Below are 17,031 nucleotides of genomic sequence, written 5' to 3'. Positions count from 1 at the left end.
TGGTTCCACATCAAGTGCTGGCAACACCGGTCAGGGGCCCCAGCGCCGCGCCCTTCGGGAGCCACTGAGAGCCTTGATAGCTGCGTTGCGCTGACTCGATTTGGAACCACCAAACCTTCGCCATCGCGCCTTGCTCTCAAGGCTCTCAGTGGCTCAGTAGGTCAGCGAATTAACCAGACGGGACACTAGTGCTCCCGAGGCAATACCGGAGGGCCCCAGTAGTAACCCTGCCCATGCAGGCCGGGGAACTGCTGGAGCCAGATGGCGATAGCTTCGTCCTCGACCCCCTCCACGACCACATCCAGATCCAGGCTCTCGCCCAGCTCCAGGGCCACCCGGAGAATCCGCTGACGCTTGGGATAGCACATGATGTTTTTCAGGAAACTCCGGTCGATTTTCAGTTCATCCAGGTCGAAGGTGGCCAGAGTCCCGAGCGACGAATGTCCGGTGCCAAAATCGTCGAGAGCAATCCGGAAACCCATACCACTGAGCAGGCTGATGGTTTTCCGGGCAATGGCGGGGTCACTCATCATGGCGGTTTCGGTAATCTCCAGAATGATGTTCTCCGGTGACAGACCATGGCGTCGGGTGATACGGGCGGCAACCCTGTGAAAGCCGGGCTGGGCAAGATCCTTGGCCGAAATGTTGACCGAGACGGAGATATCCTGGCCGAACTGGTCGCACAGGGCGGCAAAGTCCTGGCAGGCGCGGTCCAGCACCCACAGGGTCACCGTATGGATGATGCCTACCTCCTCCGCGAGGGGGATCCACTGGTCTGGCGGCACCCTGCCAAACTCGCCGTGATGCCAACGGATCAGTCCTTCCAGGGAGTCTATTCGGCCATCCCGGATGTTGACCTTGGGTTGGTACTCCAGCCACATTTCACCGGCTTTCAGAGCCTCCTCAACATCCAGTATCAGCATCTGCTGGCGATACAGGCGGCGGGCGATCGAGGGGTCGTACACCGACAACGGCCGGGAGTCGTCAAGCGAGGCGAATCCGGCGGATGACAGGATGGTGGTCGCATCCCTGCCGTGCTCGGGGGCATGCGCCAGGCCAAGCTTGGGAGCCCAGGAAAAGGAGAACCGGCCTTCCCGGAAGTTCTCGCCAAACCATCTGGTGATGGCACCCAGCGCCGGATCCTCCTGCCCTGCGTCCGGGTCCCGATAAAAGGCAAAGGCATGGTTGCTGGTATCGAGCGTGGCCAGCCCCTGGCCGTCAATGGTAATCAGGCGGCCGTCCAGACATCGTTTGAGGACACTGTTCAATTGTCTGAGGTATTGCTTCAGCAGGTCTTCCGCAGTGTGGTAGCCAAGGGCCTGTTCCAGCTCATTGAACCTGGCCAGCCGGACGATGCACAGGGTATAGGGTGACTGGCTGCTGTTAATGGTCTCCAGTGCCTCTTCCAGGACCGGCCGATTCGGTTTGCCGGTGACCCGGTGGGTTCTCATCAGTTGGTCGTATTCCTGTTCGATCCTGGTTCTTAGCTGCCGTTCCTGACGAACACGAATATCGGATCCCATACGGCGCTTGCGTTCCTGCACCAGCAACCGGCCAACGCCGCTGGTCAGGATCAGTGAGCCCAGGGCAGCCCCCAGGAAGAAAGCTGAGTCGGTCACGGTGTTGACCGGTAGCCAGCCGATAGTGCGCAGGGATGTTATTGTCGCACCCAAAAGGATGATCAGAATGGACATGGCAAAGTAGCGGCCATAGGCATGGTGCCGGTGCCAGAATGCCAGAGCGCAGATAAAGGCGCCGCCCAGAACGCTGGTCACCAGGAAGCTATCCTGGCCCATCAGTTTGATGGCAAAGGGGGCTGCCAGAAGATGCAGGCTGCCCAGCAGACTGAACGCGTGTAAAAGCCTGGTCGAGGATCTGCCAATGGACAGGAAGTGAGGTGTGAACTCACACAGGGCAATCAGGCAAAGGGGGAGGGTGATCCCCAAAAGCGCATTTAATTCAGGATGATAGGGCCATATCAGCCAGAATCCAAGCCCGTCCATCACCAGCTGGCTATGAATGACGGCTACCATGAGTACGCTGAGCCAGGCCAGGCCGGGACGCCGGAGCCTGACCACAATGCTGAGATTCAGTAACAGCGCGAAAACCAGCAGGCCCGTAATGAATGCTTTCAAGACCAGGTTAGCAGCACCCTGGCTGCCCGATTCGTCCGCAGTGGCCAACGAAACGGGCAGGAGCACGGGCCCGTTATTTTGTACCTCCATCAGCACAGTGGTTCGACCGGGCTGCAGGGTAATGGGCCAGATCCACTGGGGCAGGGCAACATAACGGCGATTGAACGGGTAGCGATCGCCCAGGATCGCGAGATGCTCGGTGCGTCCGTCCGGATGGACAAGTGCAGGCGCCAGGTGGTCGAGGTAAGGGGCGGGGACGATCAGCTTCCGTTGAGCTGACGTATCGGAGCTGTTTTCCAGTTGAAGACGGTAAGTGACAGGTTGGTAGGGGTAACCCACACCGGACTTTTCAGGATCGACCCGGATCCAGCCTTCTGGCTCGGTCCAGGAGCGGCTGGCCAGGATCGTCGCCAATGACTGGATCCGGTAGGCCCACTGGGGAGAAATGGAAACCAGGGTATCTCCGGACGTTTTCTGGATACCCGATAATTCATGAACGCCACTGCCAGTTCCAAGCCAGAGGCTGGCTGTCAGCCCGTAGATGACGCTGGCCACCAGCATCATCAGGGGCAACCATCGTTTCGGCCAGGTCGCTGGGTATCGCAGAGCGGCGCTGGGGGCTTGCGGGTTTGCATGACTTTGGACTTGCGAATCCATTCGGGGCTTCCTGGATGCCGAAAATGCGGATTGTTACAGTTTGGATACGTTTGGAAATAGTTTGTAACAACATGAATTAAATGAAATTTTACAGATTTTTAAGTTGTTTTGCATTTGCTCGCCAGTGGGCTTCAGGGAAAATGTGACATGTCAGACATTCGTCTCCGCTGATATAGTGAGGCGCTATCACCGAGGCTCGATACAGGGGGAACAGTGACAGTCATGATCGGGAAATTGAAAAGCGGGGCGTTGCTGCTTCTGATGATGGTCCTGGTGCCCACGGCGCAGGCCGGCACGGGGCCGAATCTGGCTTCGGTGAATGCCGCAGCGGCCCACGTGGGTAACAATAACCTGGTTTTTGGCAAAAACGCCGACCGGCAGGTTCCCATCGCGTCCGTGACCAAACTGATGACCGCCCTGGTGGTGCTGGAATCCGGCGAGCCCCTTGATGAGTGGCTCACCTTCCACGAACGCCATACCCCTGCCGCTAACAATGCGTACACCCGGATTCGCATTGATTCCACGTTACCCCGCTCAGAAGTTATCCGGATTGCCCTGATGTCCTCGGAGAACTTCGCCGCCTATACCCTGGCCAGTAATCATCCCGGCGGTTACGACGTTTTTGTGGAAGCGATGAATGAAAAAGCCCGGGCTCTGGGTATGTCCGGAACCCGATTCGTGGATCCCACCGGTTTGTCGGCGCTCAATGTGTCCACAGCCTCGGACCTGGTTCGCCTGGTCAATGCCGCTCTGAAATATCCCGAGATCGGGCAGTCTTCCACCACCGGTTATTACCGTGCGCACTTCCGGAACCCCAGGTACAGCCTTTCTTTCGGCAACACCAACCCGCTGGTGCATCGGGACAGCTGGGGGGTTGAACTGAGCAAGACCGGTTATCTGTCCGAGGCGGGGCGTTGTCTGGTCATGGTATCTGATATGAATGGCGAGAAGATCGTGACAGTCCTGCTGGATTCCCTGGGAACCCGTTCGCCGTTGGGGGATTCCGGGCGCATCAAACGGTGGCTGGATACCGGAGAGCCCGGTAGCGTCGCAAAGGCGGCCCGCCGCTACGAGCAGGAAAAGAATGCTTCCTACGCGGTTGCCGACAACGGCCCCTCCATAGTGAACTGACAGGGACAGACCCAACCCATGATCGAGATTTTTACCACCGGCGGCACCATCGACAAGGTGTATTTCGACGCCAGCAGTCAGTTCGAGATCGGCGACTCGCTGTTGCCTGAACTGTTGTCGGAATCCAACATCCACGACGGCTATCGTATCCATGAGGTGTTGCGCAAAGACAGCCTGGATATGACCGAGGACGACCGGGACAGGGTATTCAATGCGGTGGCCGGTTGTGAGGGACAGAAGATCCTGATTACCCATGGTACGGATACCATGGCCGAAACGGCGGAACGACTGATGTCCCTGGCCGATCGGACCATCGTCCTGTTCGGGGCCATGCAGCCGGCGCGAATGCGCCGTTCCGATGCCGCGTTCAACCTGGGTTTTGCCTGGTCGGCGGTTCAGCTGCTGCCGCCGGGCGTCTACATCGCCATGAACGGCGAGGTCTTCGAGGCCGGTGCGGTGCGCAAGAATCGTGAAGCCAAACGGTTCGAGCGGACCTGATCAGTCCGTGCCGATGCTCGCGATTTCCTGCTCGGTGAGGGGGCGATACTCTCCGGGCGATAGCGCAGGATCGAGAACAATGACCCCCACGCGTATCCGGTGCAGTGCCTCCACATGATTCCCCACCGCGGCCAGCATACGCTTGACCTGATGATAGCGCCCCTCGGAAATGGTCAGCTCAATCACCCTGTCATCCACGCGCCGGACCGTCGCCGGCCGGGTTTCTCTCTCTTCATTACGCAACACCACGCCTGTGACCAATGCCTGTTCCGCCGTGTCCGTCAGTGGTTCCCCGAGAGTGACCCGGTAGGTCTTCGGGCAATCAGTCCGGGGTGAGGTGACGCGGTGGGACCACTGGCCGTCGGTGGTTAGCAACAACAGGCCGGTGGTGTCCAGGTCCAGCCGTCCAGCGATGTGCAGGTCCCGGGTCAGCCCGGCTGGCAGAAGGTCCAGCGCGGTCGGATGCTCGCTGTCGGTGGTGGCGCTGATCACGCCCTCCGGCTTGTTCATCATCAGATAACGTTCGCCAGGAAGGGCCAGGAGTTCACCATCCAGGGTGATGCAGGCGTCATCGGGAATTTTCCGGTTGGCGGTCTTACAGACCGCGCCATCGATGGTAACAGTGCCCGTGCCAATCGCCCGCTTTGCTTCCTTGCGGGACAGTTCGGTGCAATTGGCGATGAACTGGTCCAGGCGCAGATTCATCAGCAACTCTGTCCCGGTGCTGGTGAGCTTAGGGTGGCAAGGCAAAGCACCTTGCTCTTGCCGGTCACCCGGGCCCACAGCTGGCTCATCGCTTGGTCATTGACCGTGGGTCTTGGTAGACGGCTGCTGGTGAGCGGCAAGAGCTGCCCCGCGTTCTCTCGGGCGATCACGAAGGTGAAGGGGTGTGCACCGGGCAGGCCAAGGCGGATGTCCGTGGCGGTAATCCGGTCACCGTCGGTGGCATAGTCCAGAAAGCCGCCGGTGAACCATTCGAGGCGGCGTACTTCCGGCAGATCGGCCACGGCTTGCGCCAGCTGCGGGTCGCGGGGAAAGGTTTCCAGGGTCAGGGGCTGGTCACCGTCGAGGAAGCCGGTGACGATTTCCACGCGCTGTTCGTCGTTCATGGCGGTGGCCCGCCACAACACTGTGGTGAAGGGCATGGGCTGGACCATAAGCCGGGTGTTCTCCATGCCCGCGTGCGCCAGTGCGGGCGCGACCCGGTTGGTGATGATCTGCTGCGCGACCAGGGTCCAGCCCAGATAAACGGTGGAGAGAGTCAGGCCAACGGTAATGGCCCGCGGGGCCGGCGGTCGGACCAGGAACAGGATGCAGCCCGCCAGCAGTGGCAGGGTGTAGGCCGGGTCGATAATGAATATGCTGTTGATGGCAACCGGCCCGCCAAACGGCCAGAACAGTTGGGTGCCGTAGGTGGTAAAGGTGTCCAGTATCGGGTGGGTCAACAGGATCAGACCGGTCAGCAGCAGCCATCGCCGGAAGTCCAGCCGGGGTTTCCAGTGCCAGAGCAGCCCGGCGAGCAACAAGGCCACGGGCGCCAGGACAAAGAGCGAGTGGCTGAAACCACGATGCTGGGTGAAATTGGCCACCGCGGAACCATAGTCGATGACCACATCCAGATCGGGCAGTGTGCCGAGTGCGCCACCGATCAGGAGCGCTGACCGCCCCAGAGTTTTACCCGCTACCGCGCCAGCCAGGGAAGCTCCGAGGGCAACCTGAGTGATGGAATCCATGACGTTGTTTCGACCTCTGCCTTATGTGTCGAATCAGTTACCGGCAGATACGTTCAGTCTGGCCAGAACGGCTTGCCCGGGATAGCCATCGGCAACCATGCCGGAGGCTGCCTGGAACTTACGAATGGCCGATCGTGTGGCCGGACCGAGCACGCCGTCCGGTTTGCCGGTGTCATAACCCCGGTCGGTCAGGGCCTCCTGCAGTTCCATGATACTGTCCCGGGAAAGCGCTGGTGCATCCTCCGGTGGTGGATTCTGCAGCTGGCCGGCACCCGCCACCCGATCCGCCAGGTGGCCAACTGCGATGGCATAGAACTCGGAACGGTTCCAGCCCATGATCACCCGGAAGTTATCGTAGACCAGAAATGCCGGTCCCTGGTGCCCGGCGGGCACCAGGAGTTTGGCCTTGATGTCTGCGCGGGACAGGGCATTGCCAAAGGCATCGGTGATGCCCATCTCGCGCCATTCGCTCAATACCAGGCGCCGGCCATCGGCCAGGCTGTAATCGAAGTTGTCGGGTAGCAACACCTCGCGCCCCCAGCGGTAGTCCCCGTCCCATCCCATGGACTGCAGGAATTTTCCGGCAGACATCATGGCATCGGGCAGGCTGTTCCAGAGATCCCGGCGACCATCGCCATCGGCGTCCACCGCATGCTGGAGAAACACCGTCGGCATGAACTGGACGTGTCCCATGGCTCCGGCCCAGGACCCCTCCATCTGGTCGGCGGGTATCGCGCCCTCATCGATGATGCGCAGGGCGGCGATCAGCTGCTGGGTGAAGAAGGTGCTCCGGCGGGCATCGCAGGCCAGCGTGGTCAGGGCGTTGGGCACGGACATCTTGCCGAAATAGCTGCCGAAGTTGGTCTCCAGGCCCCAGAACGCCACCAGGTACGGCGCCGGAACCCCGGTTTCATCCGTCACCCGCTGCAGCAGGTCCCGGTGCTCGGCGAGCATCTCCCGGCCCTTACTGACCCGGGCCTCATTGACCCGACGGTTCAGGTAGTCGGCGAAGGTGGTGGTGAATTCCGGCTGCCGGCGGTCCAGTTCGATCACCCGGTCCAGGTGTTCCACCTGTGCCATTACCTGGCTGGCGGTGGCCTGGCTGACGCCGGCCTCGATGGCCTGTTGCTCGAGCCGGGCCTTGCACTCGACAAAGGCCTGCTGATTGATTGGCTCAGCCTGCTCCTGGGCGATAGCGGTGCCCGTGGCGGAGCCCAGGAGGCTGGCAATGATCAGGGCCAGGGGCCCGCGGGATGTCCTTGAGAGAGTGAAGCGCACTCGATACCTCGAACCGGATAGTCTTGGGTGGAAGCGGTTGTTGTCATGGTAGCGTGTTTTCAGGTTGCGAAAATACCGCAATCACCAAGAGGGGATGACAATTGTTTAAGCTTCCGGTTCCCCGGGGGCCGTTTAATCGTTCCTGGCCGTTTCCGGTACCCGCTCGACCAGCCTTTCCCGCGGGAAGTGGCAGATGAACTCGCTGCCATCACCAATCCGGCTACGGATTTCCAGGTTGCCATCGTGGTTCAGCAGCACGTGCTTGACGATCGCCAGGCCCAGGCCAGTTCCGCCGGTATCCTTGTGCCGGCTGGGATCAGCACGGTAGAAGCGTTCTGTCAGGCGGGGGATATGTACGGGGTCGATGCCTATGCCGGTGTCCTTCACCGAGAGGTGCGCACCCTCCCGGTTGGTGGTCCAGGAAACGGTTATGTGGCCATGGGCCGGGGTGTATTTCACGGCGTTGAAGATCAGGTTCGAGAAGGCGCTGCGTAACTGGCTTTCGTCACCCCGCAGCAACCGGTGGTCAGTAATATTGACAGTAAACGCATGCTGCTTGTCGCCGCTGAGGGCCTTGGCGTCGTGACAGATCTGTTCGATCACGGCGTCGACGTCGGTCAGGGAATCGTCCACCGTCTGCTCGCCGGTCTCGATCCGGGACAGAAGAATCAGGTCGGTGATCAGGGCTTCCATGCGGGAGGACTGGGCCGCCATGGTGTTGATGGCACGCCGCCATTTCGGGGGTAGCTCGTCGGAATGGTCCACCAGGGTTTCCAGGTAACCGCTGATCACCGTCAGCGGGGTGCGCATCTCATGGGACACGTTGCCGACGAAGTCCCGACGCATCTGCTCCAGATGGTAGAGGCGGGTGACGTCCTTGGCGACGATCAGCCGGTCGTCATCGCCAAACAGGCTGATCTGGATCTGCAGATGGATGTGGGGCTTGGCCGGAGAGTTGATCTCCAGCGGTTCACGGTAGTCCCGGGAATCAAAATAGTTCTTGAACACCGGGTTACGGATCAAATTGTGGATGTACTGGCCCTGGTCGGTATTGCGTCGGAAACCCAGCAGGTGCTCGGCCGAGCCGTTCCACCATTCCATAGCGCCCCTGGAGTCGGTCATGATGACCCCGTCGCGCATGGCGTTTGTGGACTCCTGCACCCGGTTGATACGCGCCCGCAGCCGGTCCAGGGTGCGCAGGTGGTTCTGGTGCAGCTTGTTCAGGCCATCGAAAATATCGCCCCACATACCAATGCTCTGAGGGGCTTCATCGGTACTGCTGGGATTGCCCAGCCAATGATAGAGGCGGCGCGCCTGGACCAGGGTCCACCACAGGTAGACTACCAGCCCGAAGGTCAGGCCCCACAGTGGTCTGTCGAAAATGAAGCCCACCAGCGTGGTAATGGCGAGCCCGGCAATGATTACCCGCAGGTAGCGTGACCAGTTGTGATGCATCGAAAGCTGCCTTGTCTCAGTTCCGGCCTGATGCAGAATGGATGGCCGGCAGTGCTTATGCGGCTCTGGTGGAAAAACGGTAACCGGTTCCCCGAACAGTCTGGATCAGTTGGTCGTGCTTGTCCCCCAGGGCCTTGCGTAACCGCCGGATGTGGACATCCACGGTGCGCTCCTCGACGTAGACGTTGCCGCCCCAGACCTGGTCCAGAAGCTGGGAGCGAGTATAGACCCGTTCCTGGTGTGTCATGAAGAACTGGAGCAAACGGTATTCGGTCGGGCCCATGATCAGCTCGCCTTCCTCGGTGGTTACCCGGTGGCCGACCGGGTCCAGGGTCAGACCCTTCACCTCGATTGGAGTATCGACACCGGGCGGGGTGGCACGGCGCAATACCGCCTTGAGGCGGGCAACCAGCTCGCGGGGGCTGAAGGGTTTGGTGATGTAGTCATCGGCCCCCACTTCCAGGCCCTGGATCTTGTTGTCTTCCTCAACCTTGGCGGTGAGCATGATGATCGGGATGTCGGCGGTGGCTTCGTCTTTCTTCAGTCGCCGGGCCAGCTCGACGCCGCTGGTTCCCGGAAGCATCCAGTCGAGCAGGACCAGGTCCGGGTGTTTGTCGACAATCAGGGCATGGGCTTCCCGGGCATCCGCTGCCTCCATGTAGTCGTAATCTGCCATTTCGAGGGCCACGGCAATCATCTCCCGGATGGGGGCCTCGTCATCGACGATCAGGACAGTTTTTCCATTCATGGTTTGTAACCTGTGTCAGACCTTTATTTGTTGCTGCCTCATTACAACGTCGAAGTATGACAAGTATATGACAGCTTCAGCGGAACAACAGGTCGATCGCCAGCCCCGCAAAGACCGCAAAGCCGGCCCAGTTGTTGTTCAGGAAAGCCTTGAAGCAGCCCTCCCGTGCCCGATCCCGGGCCAGGTACTGATGATAGGCAAACAGGCCGGCCATGGCGGTAACTCCCAGATAGTAGGACACGCCCAGCTCCGCCCGGTGGCCGACCATCACCAGGATCAGGATGACCAGGGCCTGAAGCATGCCGATTATGGCCTTGTCGGCATCCCCGAACAGGATGGCGGTGGACTTGATGCCGACCTTGAGGTCATCGTCCCGGTCGACCATGGCGTAGAGGGTGTCGTAGGCCACGGTCCAGAGCACGTTGGCGGTAAACAGCAGCCAGGTCAGCTGGCTGAGTTCGTTGGCCTCCGCCGCCCAGGCCATGGGAATGGCCCAGGAAAAAGCGGCGCCCAGGAATAGCTGGGGCAGGTGAGTATAGCGTTTCATGAACGGATAGATGAACGCCAGGAGGACCCCGCCAAAGGACAGGTACAGGGTCAGGGTGTTGGTGAACAGGATGACCATCAGGAATGAGACCAGGCACAGGCCGGCGAACAGGGCAACCGCCTCCCAGGCCTGGATGCGTCCGGCGGTCAGCGGTCGGTCCCGGGTGCGCTTGACGTGCTTGTCCCAGTCCCGGTCGGCATAGTCGTTGATGGCACAGCCGGCGGCACGCATGAAGAAAACGCCGAGGGTAAAGACGATGACATTGCCGATGCCGGGGTTGCCGTCCCCGGCGAGCCAGAGTGCCCAGTAGGTGGGCCAGAGCAGCAGTAGTGAGCCGATGGGACGATCGATTCGCAGCAGCCTGGCGTAATCGGCCAGGCGGCTTTGGACGTGGTCGGGCATGGCGTTCGGGATCATTGTGCGCATCCGGTTGCAGCAAATGGAAAAATGGATAGATCTGCGGATTATAGCCAGCCGGCTCCGGCCGGTTAAAGGCCGGGCTCAGGAATACAGGACCGGCAGCAGGTATTCGCCCACCAGCAGGGCATGATTCCCGTCATGGAAGATCGAGCGGCGGGCCAGGCGGGGTTGTTTGCTGTCCTGTGAAGCACACAGGCCGGTTTCCAGCGGGCCGCGTTGCCAGCGGGGGCTGCTGAACAGGTAGGCACCGAGGGGCTTGTTACCCAGGTTACGCAGGATGCGGTTGCGCCCCTCCAGGCACTCAAGGGGGATGATGGTACGGGCCAACACCCAGGGGCGCCCGTCACCACATAGCCGGACCTCGCGGATCCACGCCTGCTCGCGCTCGGGAATGGCCAGCCGTTGCGCCTCTTCGAGGGTAGGGCGGCCGAAGCCTTCGCGCTGGATCTCGACGTGGAAGGACTGGCGGCATTCTTTCTGGAGCGCGCGGGTAAAGGAGCCCTCCAGTTGCAGCCAGTAACGGGCCGGACCACGAACCTCCGGGTTGCGAAGGCTCGCTGCGGCAAGGGAGCGGTACCAGCGGGTCAGAGGGATGCCCGGCTGGTGCTTAGAGTCCCTTGACGGCATAGATCCCGGGGGCATTACGCCAGTAGCCTTTGTAGTCCATGCCATAGCCGAACAGAAAGCGGTCTTCCACTTCCAGGCCGGTGAAGTCGGCCTTGAGGCCGGGGCGGGCCTTGCGATCGTGCTGCTTGTCCACCAGCACTGCGGTCAGGACCTCTGATGCGCCATGGGCCAGGCAGTAGTCTGCAATCGCGCACAGGGTGGTGCCTTCGTCGAGAATGTCATCGACGATCAGTACGGTACGGCCATTCATGTCGGCTTCGGGCTGGAGCTTCCATTCCAGGATGCCGCCGGTGGTTTCCTGACGGTATCGGGTGGCGTGGAGATACTCGGCCTGGACCGGGAAGGTAAGCCGGGTCAGCAGTTGGCCGGTGAGGATCAGGCCTCCGTTCATTACACAGAACACCAGCGGATTGCTGTGCTTGAGACGGGCGGTGATGTCGTCAGCCAGATTGCCGATGGCAGCCTGTACCTGCTGTTCGTCAACCAGGCAGTCGGCCTCGGCCATGACCTGGTTCATTTCGGCGACGGTATCGGTCATAACGGTCGGATCCTGTCTAAAACGGGCGATTATACCGGAGTGGCTGGTCAGAAGGGAGGGGCGGTTGTGGGAGCGAAGATCTGTATTTATGGCTATTGGCAGAAAACTCTCCGGGTGGCCGTCCGTAATGGCATTGGTGTCGGGGAAGGCGGCCGGTATGATGACCCGTAAAGCCATGGTGGCCTGCCATGACAACTGTTGGTGGCCGGGAACAGGCAAAACAACTTGCGCGTATGATTGTCGGACAATTACTATGCGCCCAGCGATTCATCCACAAGCGAATGTTCGGGGAGAGTATTGATGAAAAAGTGGCAGTGCGTGGTCTGTGGGCTGATCTATGACGAAGCCGAGGGCTGGCCGGAGGACGGTATCGAGCCGGGTACCAAGTGGGAAGATGTCCCCGAGGACTGGGTGTGTCCGGATTGCGGTGTGGGCAAGGAAGACTTCGAGATGATTGAGATCGGTTAACGGACGGGAGTACCGCTATGTCTGAACAGGCCCCCATCGTGATTGTCGGGACCGGTTTGTCCGGCTACTCCCTGGTCCGGGAGTTCCGGAAACAGGACAAGGAAACCCCGGTGGTGATGGTGACCGCTGATGACGGCGTCAGCTATTCCAAGCCCATGTTGTCCACCGGGTTTACCAAGGGCAAGGATGCCGATGGTCTGGCCCAGGCTTCCACCGACGCCATGGCGGAGCAGCTCAATGTGCAGCTTCGGACCTTCACCACAGTGACCGGTATCGATCCCGGAGCCCACGAACTGATTCTCGGGGATGAACGACTGAAATACAGCAAGCTGGTGCTGGCATGGGGGGCGGATGTGATTCGCCTGGCCATTGCCGGTGATGGCCAGGAGCACGTGTTCTCCATCAATGATCTGATGGACTATCGGGCCTTCCGCGAGGCGCTGGCGGATGGCCAGCGGGTGGCGATCATGGGCGCCGGTCTGATCGGTTGCGAATTCGCCAACGATCTGCGTAATGGCGACTACGAGGTGGACGTCATCGCGCCGTCGGAAGTGGTGATGCCGGGCCTGTTACCCGAACCGGCCGCCAACGCGGTTCAGCAGGAACTTGAGAACCTGGGCGTGCGATTTCACCTGGGGACCGTGGTCGATCGGATCGATCGTCACAACAGTGGCGTCAGGCTGACCCTGGCCAACGGTGAGAGTTTTGAGGCGGATGTTGTCCTTTCCGCTGTGGGTCTGCATCCCCGCACGGGTCTGGCCGAGAGCGCCGGCCTGGATGTCGGCAAGGGCATCCGGGTGAACCGTGCCCTGGAGACTTCCGCCCCGGACATCTATGCGCTGGGGGATTGCGCCGAGGTGGATGGTCATGTGCTGTTGTATGTGTTGCCGCTGATGGCGTGCGCGCGGGCACTGGCAAAAACCCTCACCGGCGAGCGTATAGAGGTGAGCTACGGAACAATGCCGGTAATGATCAAAACCCCGTGCTGTCCGACGGCCGTGTGCCCACCTCCGTCGGGGGCCGACGGCAAATGGGATGTCGAGATCGAAGGGACCAGCGTGCGTGCGCTGTTCCGGAGTGACGCAGGTGAGATGTTGGGCTTCGCGGTAACGGGTCGTTTCGCCGTTGAAAAGCAGGCCCTGGCGAAGGAAGTGCCTCCGATCCACGGTTGATCCGTTCATGGTCTGTAGCGTCATCGCCGTCGCAGACCATGCCTGCTTGTCATTGCGAAAAAAGTACACTTGGGGTAGAAAACCCCTTCGTGAGCTAATTAATCGACAGGAGCAGGCATGCTAGAAGTCACAAAGAAGCTGGTTGAGCTGCTGGACCTTTCGCCCATCGGCGACGATCACTTCCAGGGCGGCAGTGAAGACCTGGGGTTTCCCAACGTGTTCGGTGGCCAGGTTCTCGGCCAAGCGCTGATGGCGGCCAGCCGCACCGTTGAGAAACGTCTGTGCCACTCTCTCCATGCTTATTTCCTGCGGCCGGGCAACCACAGCATGCCGATCGACTACGAGGTACAGCGGGTTCGGGACGGTGGCAGTTTCTCCGTACGCCGGGTGATCGCCCGCCAGGACGGCAAGGAAATCCTGACCGGTTCCATGTCCTTCCAGGACGAGGAATCGGGCTTCGAGCACCAGTTTGATATGCCCGATGCGCCCGGGCCGGAAACCCTCCAGTCCGAGCAGGAGCTGGGTCGGATCCTGGCGCCTCAGGTGCCAGAGCGGTTCCGGGAAACCCTGACGCGCGATCGACCTATCGAGATTCGCCCGGTGAATCCCGTCAATCCGCTGCAGCCGGAGAAGCGTCCTCCCATCAAGCAGAGTTGGTTGCGGGCCCAGGGTCGGCTGCCCGAGGACCCGGTGCTGCATCGGTGCCTGTTGACCTATGCCTCCGATTTCCACTTCCTGGCCACGTCCATGCAGCCCCATGGCCTGACTTTCACCAGCAAGAATATGCAGGTAGCCAGCCTCGACCACGCTATCTGGTTCCACCGGGATTTCCGCATGGATGAGTGGCTGCTCTATGACAAGGACAGTCCCAGCACCTCGGGCGGCCGGGGCTTCAACCGGGGCAACTTCTATAACCGGGACGGAGTGCTGGTGGCATCCACCACCCAGGAAGCCCTGATCCGAAAACGTTCCTAACCCAGCTTGCGTGAGGGCTGGCGATCAGTGGTATTGAGCCAGTCCAGGAACTCATTCACCGGCAGCGGAGGTGTGACCAGGTACCCCTGGATCATGTCGCAGCCCATGCCTCTCAACAGATCCGCGGTCGCCTGATCCTCCACGCCTTCCGCCACGACCTGGTAGCCCAGGTTGTGGCACATGTCGATGGTGGTCTGGACAATCACCCGGTCCTCGGCCTCGCTGGGCAGTTCGGTGACCAGGGACCGGTCGATCTTGATTTCGCTGGCGGGCAGTTGCTTGATGTAAGACAGCGAGGAGTAGCCTGAGCCGAAGTCATCGATGGAGACCCGGATTCCGGCCGCGTTCAGGTCATTCAGGGCCTCCAGTGAGTTGGCCGGGTCCAGCATCATCGAGGTTTCGGTGACCTCGAAGGTGACCGCGCCCCGGTGGTCATCGTACTGATTCATCAGGCGCTGTACGTAGAGGGAAAAATCCGCCTCGCGCAGATTGTTGGGCGAGATGTTGGCGGACAGCTCAAGGTCCCAGCCCTGTTCCAGCAGTCGAGTGCGAAGGCAGAGGGACTCCTCCAGGACCCAACGGGTCAGCGGCTTGATCAGCCCGGTTTGTTCCGCCAGAAGGACGATCTCGTCCGGGCTTACTGTCTTCTGGCGCCCCGGCCACCGGATAAGCGCCTCCATTCCGACCACCTGGCCTGTGACCAGGGATTGCTTGGGTTGCAGGTAGAGCGCCAGCTGGTGGCCGTCCAGGGCCTTGCGCAGTTCCGAAACCAAAGTTAGCCGATCCGCGCTGTAGGCATCCCGGGAAGGCTTGTAGTAGGCCATGCCCCGGTCCCGGGCCCGCTCGGAACCTTCGGCGATGATGGCGCGGCGGATCAGGGTGTTGGCGTCACTACCATGGTCGGGGAAAATGGCCACACCCATGCGCGGGTCCAGGGGAACCTGCATGCCCAGGTAATCGATAGACTGCCGCAGGCTATCCAGGCCGAGAATCATGGATCTGGGGGAGGCTTCCGCCAGGGTGGCATCGACAATAAAGCCGAAGGACTGCTGGTCGAGGGAGGCCAGAAAGTAGTTGCGCTCGTCGGTCTGCTCGACCGGCCGAGCACCCGGTATGGCCTGGATTACGGAATTGTAGTGCCGGGCGGCCAGTTCCAGGATCCGGTCGGTGTTGCGGTGGCCCAAGGTTTTGGTGACCGAAGACAGGTTGTTCAGATGCACCACGGCGACCCCGTAGCGCTTTTCGGGATGCCGCATGATCAGGTCATTGAGCATCATCTCGAAGCTGCTGCGGTTCGGCAGGCCGGTCAGGGGGTGATGCAGAGCTTGATCCATCAGCCTCAGTTCCACGCTACGGCGGGCTTCGAGGGCGCGGAGCTCGGCTTCCCTGGCGAGCACCTTGTCCTGGCGTTCCTGGTAGATCCTGCTTGCCATGGCCAGGGCGAGCAGGACGGCCTGCAGGGCCGAGCCGATCTGCATGGCATAAACGCTCAGGAAGCTGTTGGGTAACAGACCGTACTTGTTGGCCGCAGTCACCGCGCTGCCCAGGGTCAGCGCACCCCATGCCAGGGTGTAGTAGATGGCCTGCCGGTTACCACGGAGCCACTGTTGCGGCCCGAGCAGTGTCAGCAGCAGACAGCTGGGCATGGTCAGGGCGACCACCAGCCGGATCGCGGTGTTGTAGTCGGTCAGGAAAGTGGCCAGCGCTGCGACAGCATTGAGGACAATGGCGAAAGTAACCACCTGTGCGGTGGCGGGGCTCTGGCTGCGGAGTCGGAGAAACGCATGGGCGAACCAGAGCGTGAAGACCATGGCAAAGGGAATTCCCAGCACCATGGACCGGTTCTGTATCTCGGGGTTGGCTGGCCACAGGAGTTGGTAGGCAATGCCATTCAGACTGCCGATGATCACCAGGTAACCCAGGGTGGAGAGCACGTACAGCAGGTAGATCTTTTCCCGCAGCGCGATGAAAATGAATAGGTTGAAGCAGATGACGGTGATGAGGATGCCGTAATAAACGGCGTGGGTCAGATCCTCGAAAAACGCGCTCTCAAAGAAATCCTTGTCGTGCCAGAGGTGCACCGGCACCTGAACGGCTCCGCTGGTGCTGATTTCCAGCAGGATCTGCTGGTTGGTTTCCGCTGCATGATCAAAACGGAACAGGAAGTTGCGATAGAGCACCGGGCGTTCGAAAAACGGCAGCCGGTCGCCGGCCGTGGCCTGACTTACTACCTCACCGTTCTCCAGCAGGAAGAAACGGATGTGGTCCAGATGAGCGTAACCGATTTCCAGCAGATTGATGTCGCTCTGTTCGGGAACCGGGAAACGCAGCCAGACGGTTTTGCGGATATAACCGAAGTTCGGGCTCGGATCTTCCAGTGACTGCCAGCCGTCCATTGCCAGCGCCTGCGTCGGGCTTGCCGGTAACTCCGGGTCAGTCAGCAGGAAGTCCATCGCCGGGCGTACACTGTCGCCTGCCGCAAAGGAGGAGGCTGCCATAACCGACAGGACCATCAGGGTGATCAGAAGCTGGAGCGGGCGGGTCAAGGTCACAGGTTGTCGCATTTCTTATCATTGTTTCCCGAGTATGCCCCGTCGTTTCCGGTGGCTCAAGCGCCGGATCGGCCTTCGGCGCGTTTGCAGAGTCTGC

General features: G+C 60.7%; 15 protein-coding genes. 5 read left to right on the top strand and 10 right to left on the bottom strand.

Going from position 1 to position 17,031, the window contains the following annotated elements; genetic code table 11:
- Positions 1-185: 185 nt before the first annotated feature.
- Positions 186-2,792, bottom strand: coding sequence for an EAL domain-containing protein (locus R6W86_RS08105; protein WP_410328850.1), 2,607 nt, complete (start codon positions 2,790-2,792; stop codon positions 186-188).
- A gap of 222 nt (positions 2,793-3,014) precedes the next feature.
- On the opposite strand from R6W86_RS08105, the gene pbpG reads away from it, so the two are divergent.
- Both pbpG and R6W86_RS08095 read left to right on the top strand, forming a co-directional pair.
- Positions 3,015-3,923 (top strand): D-alanyl-D-alanine endopeptidase, encoded by a 909-nt coding sequence (gene pbpG / locus R6W86_RS08100; protein WP_410328849.1) that lies wholly within the window; start codon positions 3,015-3,017, stop codon positions 3,921-3,923.
- An 18-nt stretch (positions 3,924-3,941) separates the two neighbouring features.
- Entirely contained in the window at positions 3,942-4,421 is a 480-nt protein-coding gene (locus tag R6W86_RS08095) for an asparaginase domain-containing protein (protein ID WP_410328848.1), read from the top strand.
- Here R6W86_RS08095 and rsuA read toward each other — a convergent pair whose 3' ends face one another.
- The 8 genes from rsuA to R6W86_RS08055 form a co-directional block, all read right to left on the bottom strand.
- The gene (gene rsuA / locus R6W86_RS08090) at positions 4,422-5,120 is read right to left on the bottom strand and encodes a 16S rRNA pseudouridine(516) synthase RsuA (RefSeq protein WP_410328856.1); all 699 of its coding nucleotides are present in this window, start codon (positions 5,118-5,120) and stop codon (positions 4,422-4,424) included. It abuts the gene before it with no gap.
- A 5-nt stretch (positions 5,121-5,125) separates the two neighbouring features.
- Entirely contained in the window at positions 5,126-6,154 is a 1,029-nt protein-coding gene (locus tag R6W86_RS08085; protein WP_410328847.1) for a metal-dependent hydrolase, read from the bottom strand.
- A 33-nt stretch (positions 6,155-6,187) separates the two neighbouring features.
- Positions 6,188-7,348, bottom strand: a complete 1,161-nt coding sequence (locus R6W86_RS08080; RefSeq protein ID WP_410328855.1) for a lytic murein transglycosylase — start codon at positions 7,346-7,348, stop codon at positions 6,188-6,190.
- A gap of 216 nt (positions 7,349-7,564) precedes the next feature.
- On the bottom strand, positions 7,565-8,887 hold the full coding sequence (gene phoR, locus R6W86_RS08075) for a phosphate regulon sensor histidine kinase PhoR (RefSeq protein ID WP_410328846.1): 1,323 nt from the start codon (positions 8,885-8,887) through the stop codon (positions 7,565-7,567).
- 55 nt (positions 8,888-8,942) lie between these two features.
- Positions 8,943-9,635: a phosphate regulon transcriptional regulator PhoB gene (phoB, locus tag R6W86_RS08070; protein WP_410328845.1), complete on the bottom strand. Its 693-nt coding sequence runs from the start codon at positions 9,633-9,635 to the stop codon at positions 8,943-8,945.
- Between the two features lie 76 nt (positions 9,636-9,711).
- Positions 9,712-10,599, bottom strand: coding sequence for a 4-hydroxybenzoate octaprenyltransferase (gene ubiA, locus R6W86_RS08065; RefSeq protein WP_410328844.1), 888 nt, complete (start codon positions 10,597-10,599; stop codon positions 9,712-9,714).
- An 84-nt stretch (positions 10,600-10,683) separates the two neighbouring features.
- Positions 10,684-11,229 (bottom strand): chorismate--pyruvate lyase family protein, encoded by a 546-nt coding sequence (locus R6W86_RS08060; protein ID WP_410328854.1) that lies wholly within the window; start codon positions 11,227-11,229, stop codon positions 10,684-10,686.
- Positions 11,210-11,767: a hypoxanthine-guanine phosphoribosyltransferase gene (locus R6W86_RS08055; RefSeq protein ID WP_410328843.1), complete on the bottom strand. Its 558-nt coding sequence runs from the start codon at positions 11,765-11,767 to the stop codon at positions 11,210-11,212. Before R6W86_RS08055 ends, R6W86_RS08060 begins: the two co-directional genes overlap by 20 nt.
- A 300-nt stretch (positions 11,768-12,067) precedes the next feature.
- Between R6W86_RS08055 and R6W86_RS08050 the strand changes: the two genes are divergently transcribed.
- The 3 genes from R6W86_RS08050 to tesB all read left to right on the top strand — a co-directional run bounded on the left by R6W86_RS08050 (position 12,068) and on the right by tesB (position 14,382).
- Complete coding sequence (locus R6W86_RS08050; RefSeq protein ID WP_008173532.1) at positions 12,068-12,235, top strand: rubredoxin; 168 nt, start codon at positions 12,068-12,070, stop codon at positions 12,233-12,235.
- Between the two features lie 17 nt (positions 12,236-12,252).
- Positions 12,253-13,407, top strand: coding sequence for an FAD-dependent oxidoreductase (locus tag R6W86_RS08045; protein ID WP_410328842.1), 1,155 nt, complete (start codon positions 12,253-12,255; stop codon positions 13,405-13,407).
- A gap of 117 nt (positions 13,408-13,524) precedes the next feature.
- Complete coding sequence (tesB, locus tag R6W86_RS08040) at positions 13,525-14,382, top strand: acyl-CoA thioesterase II (protein WP_410328841.1); 858 nt, start codon at positions 13,525-13,527, stop codon at positions 14,380-14,382.
- Here tesB and R6W86_RS08035 read toward each other — a convergent pair.
- Positions 14,379-16,946 (bottom strand): EAL domain-containing protein, encoded by a 2,568-nt coding sequence (locus R6W86_RS08035; protein WP_410328840.1) that lies wholly within the window; start codon positions 16,944-16,946, stop codon positions 14,379-14,381. The two genes, tesB and R6W86_RS08035, sit on opposite strands and share 4 nt — an antisense overlap.
- Positions 16,947-17,031 lie beyond the last annotated feature (85 nt).

Origin of the sequence: Marinobacter sp., from assembly GCF_046484525.1 — a bacterium.
Lineage (GTDB): Bacteria > Pseudomonadota > Gammaproteobacteria > Pseudomonadales > Oleiphilaceae > Marinobacter.
The sequence above is the reverse complement of the archived record's forward strand: the minus strand, read 5'-3'. Positions and strand labels throughout refer to the sequence as shown.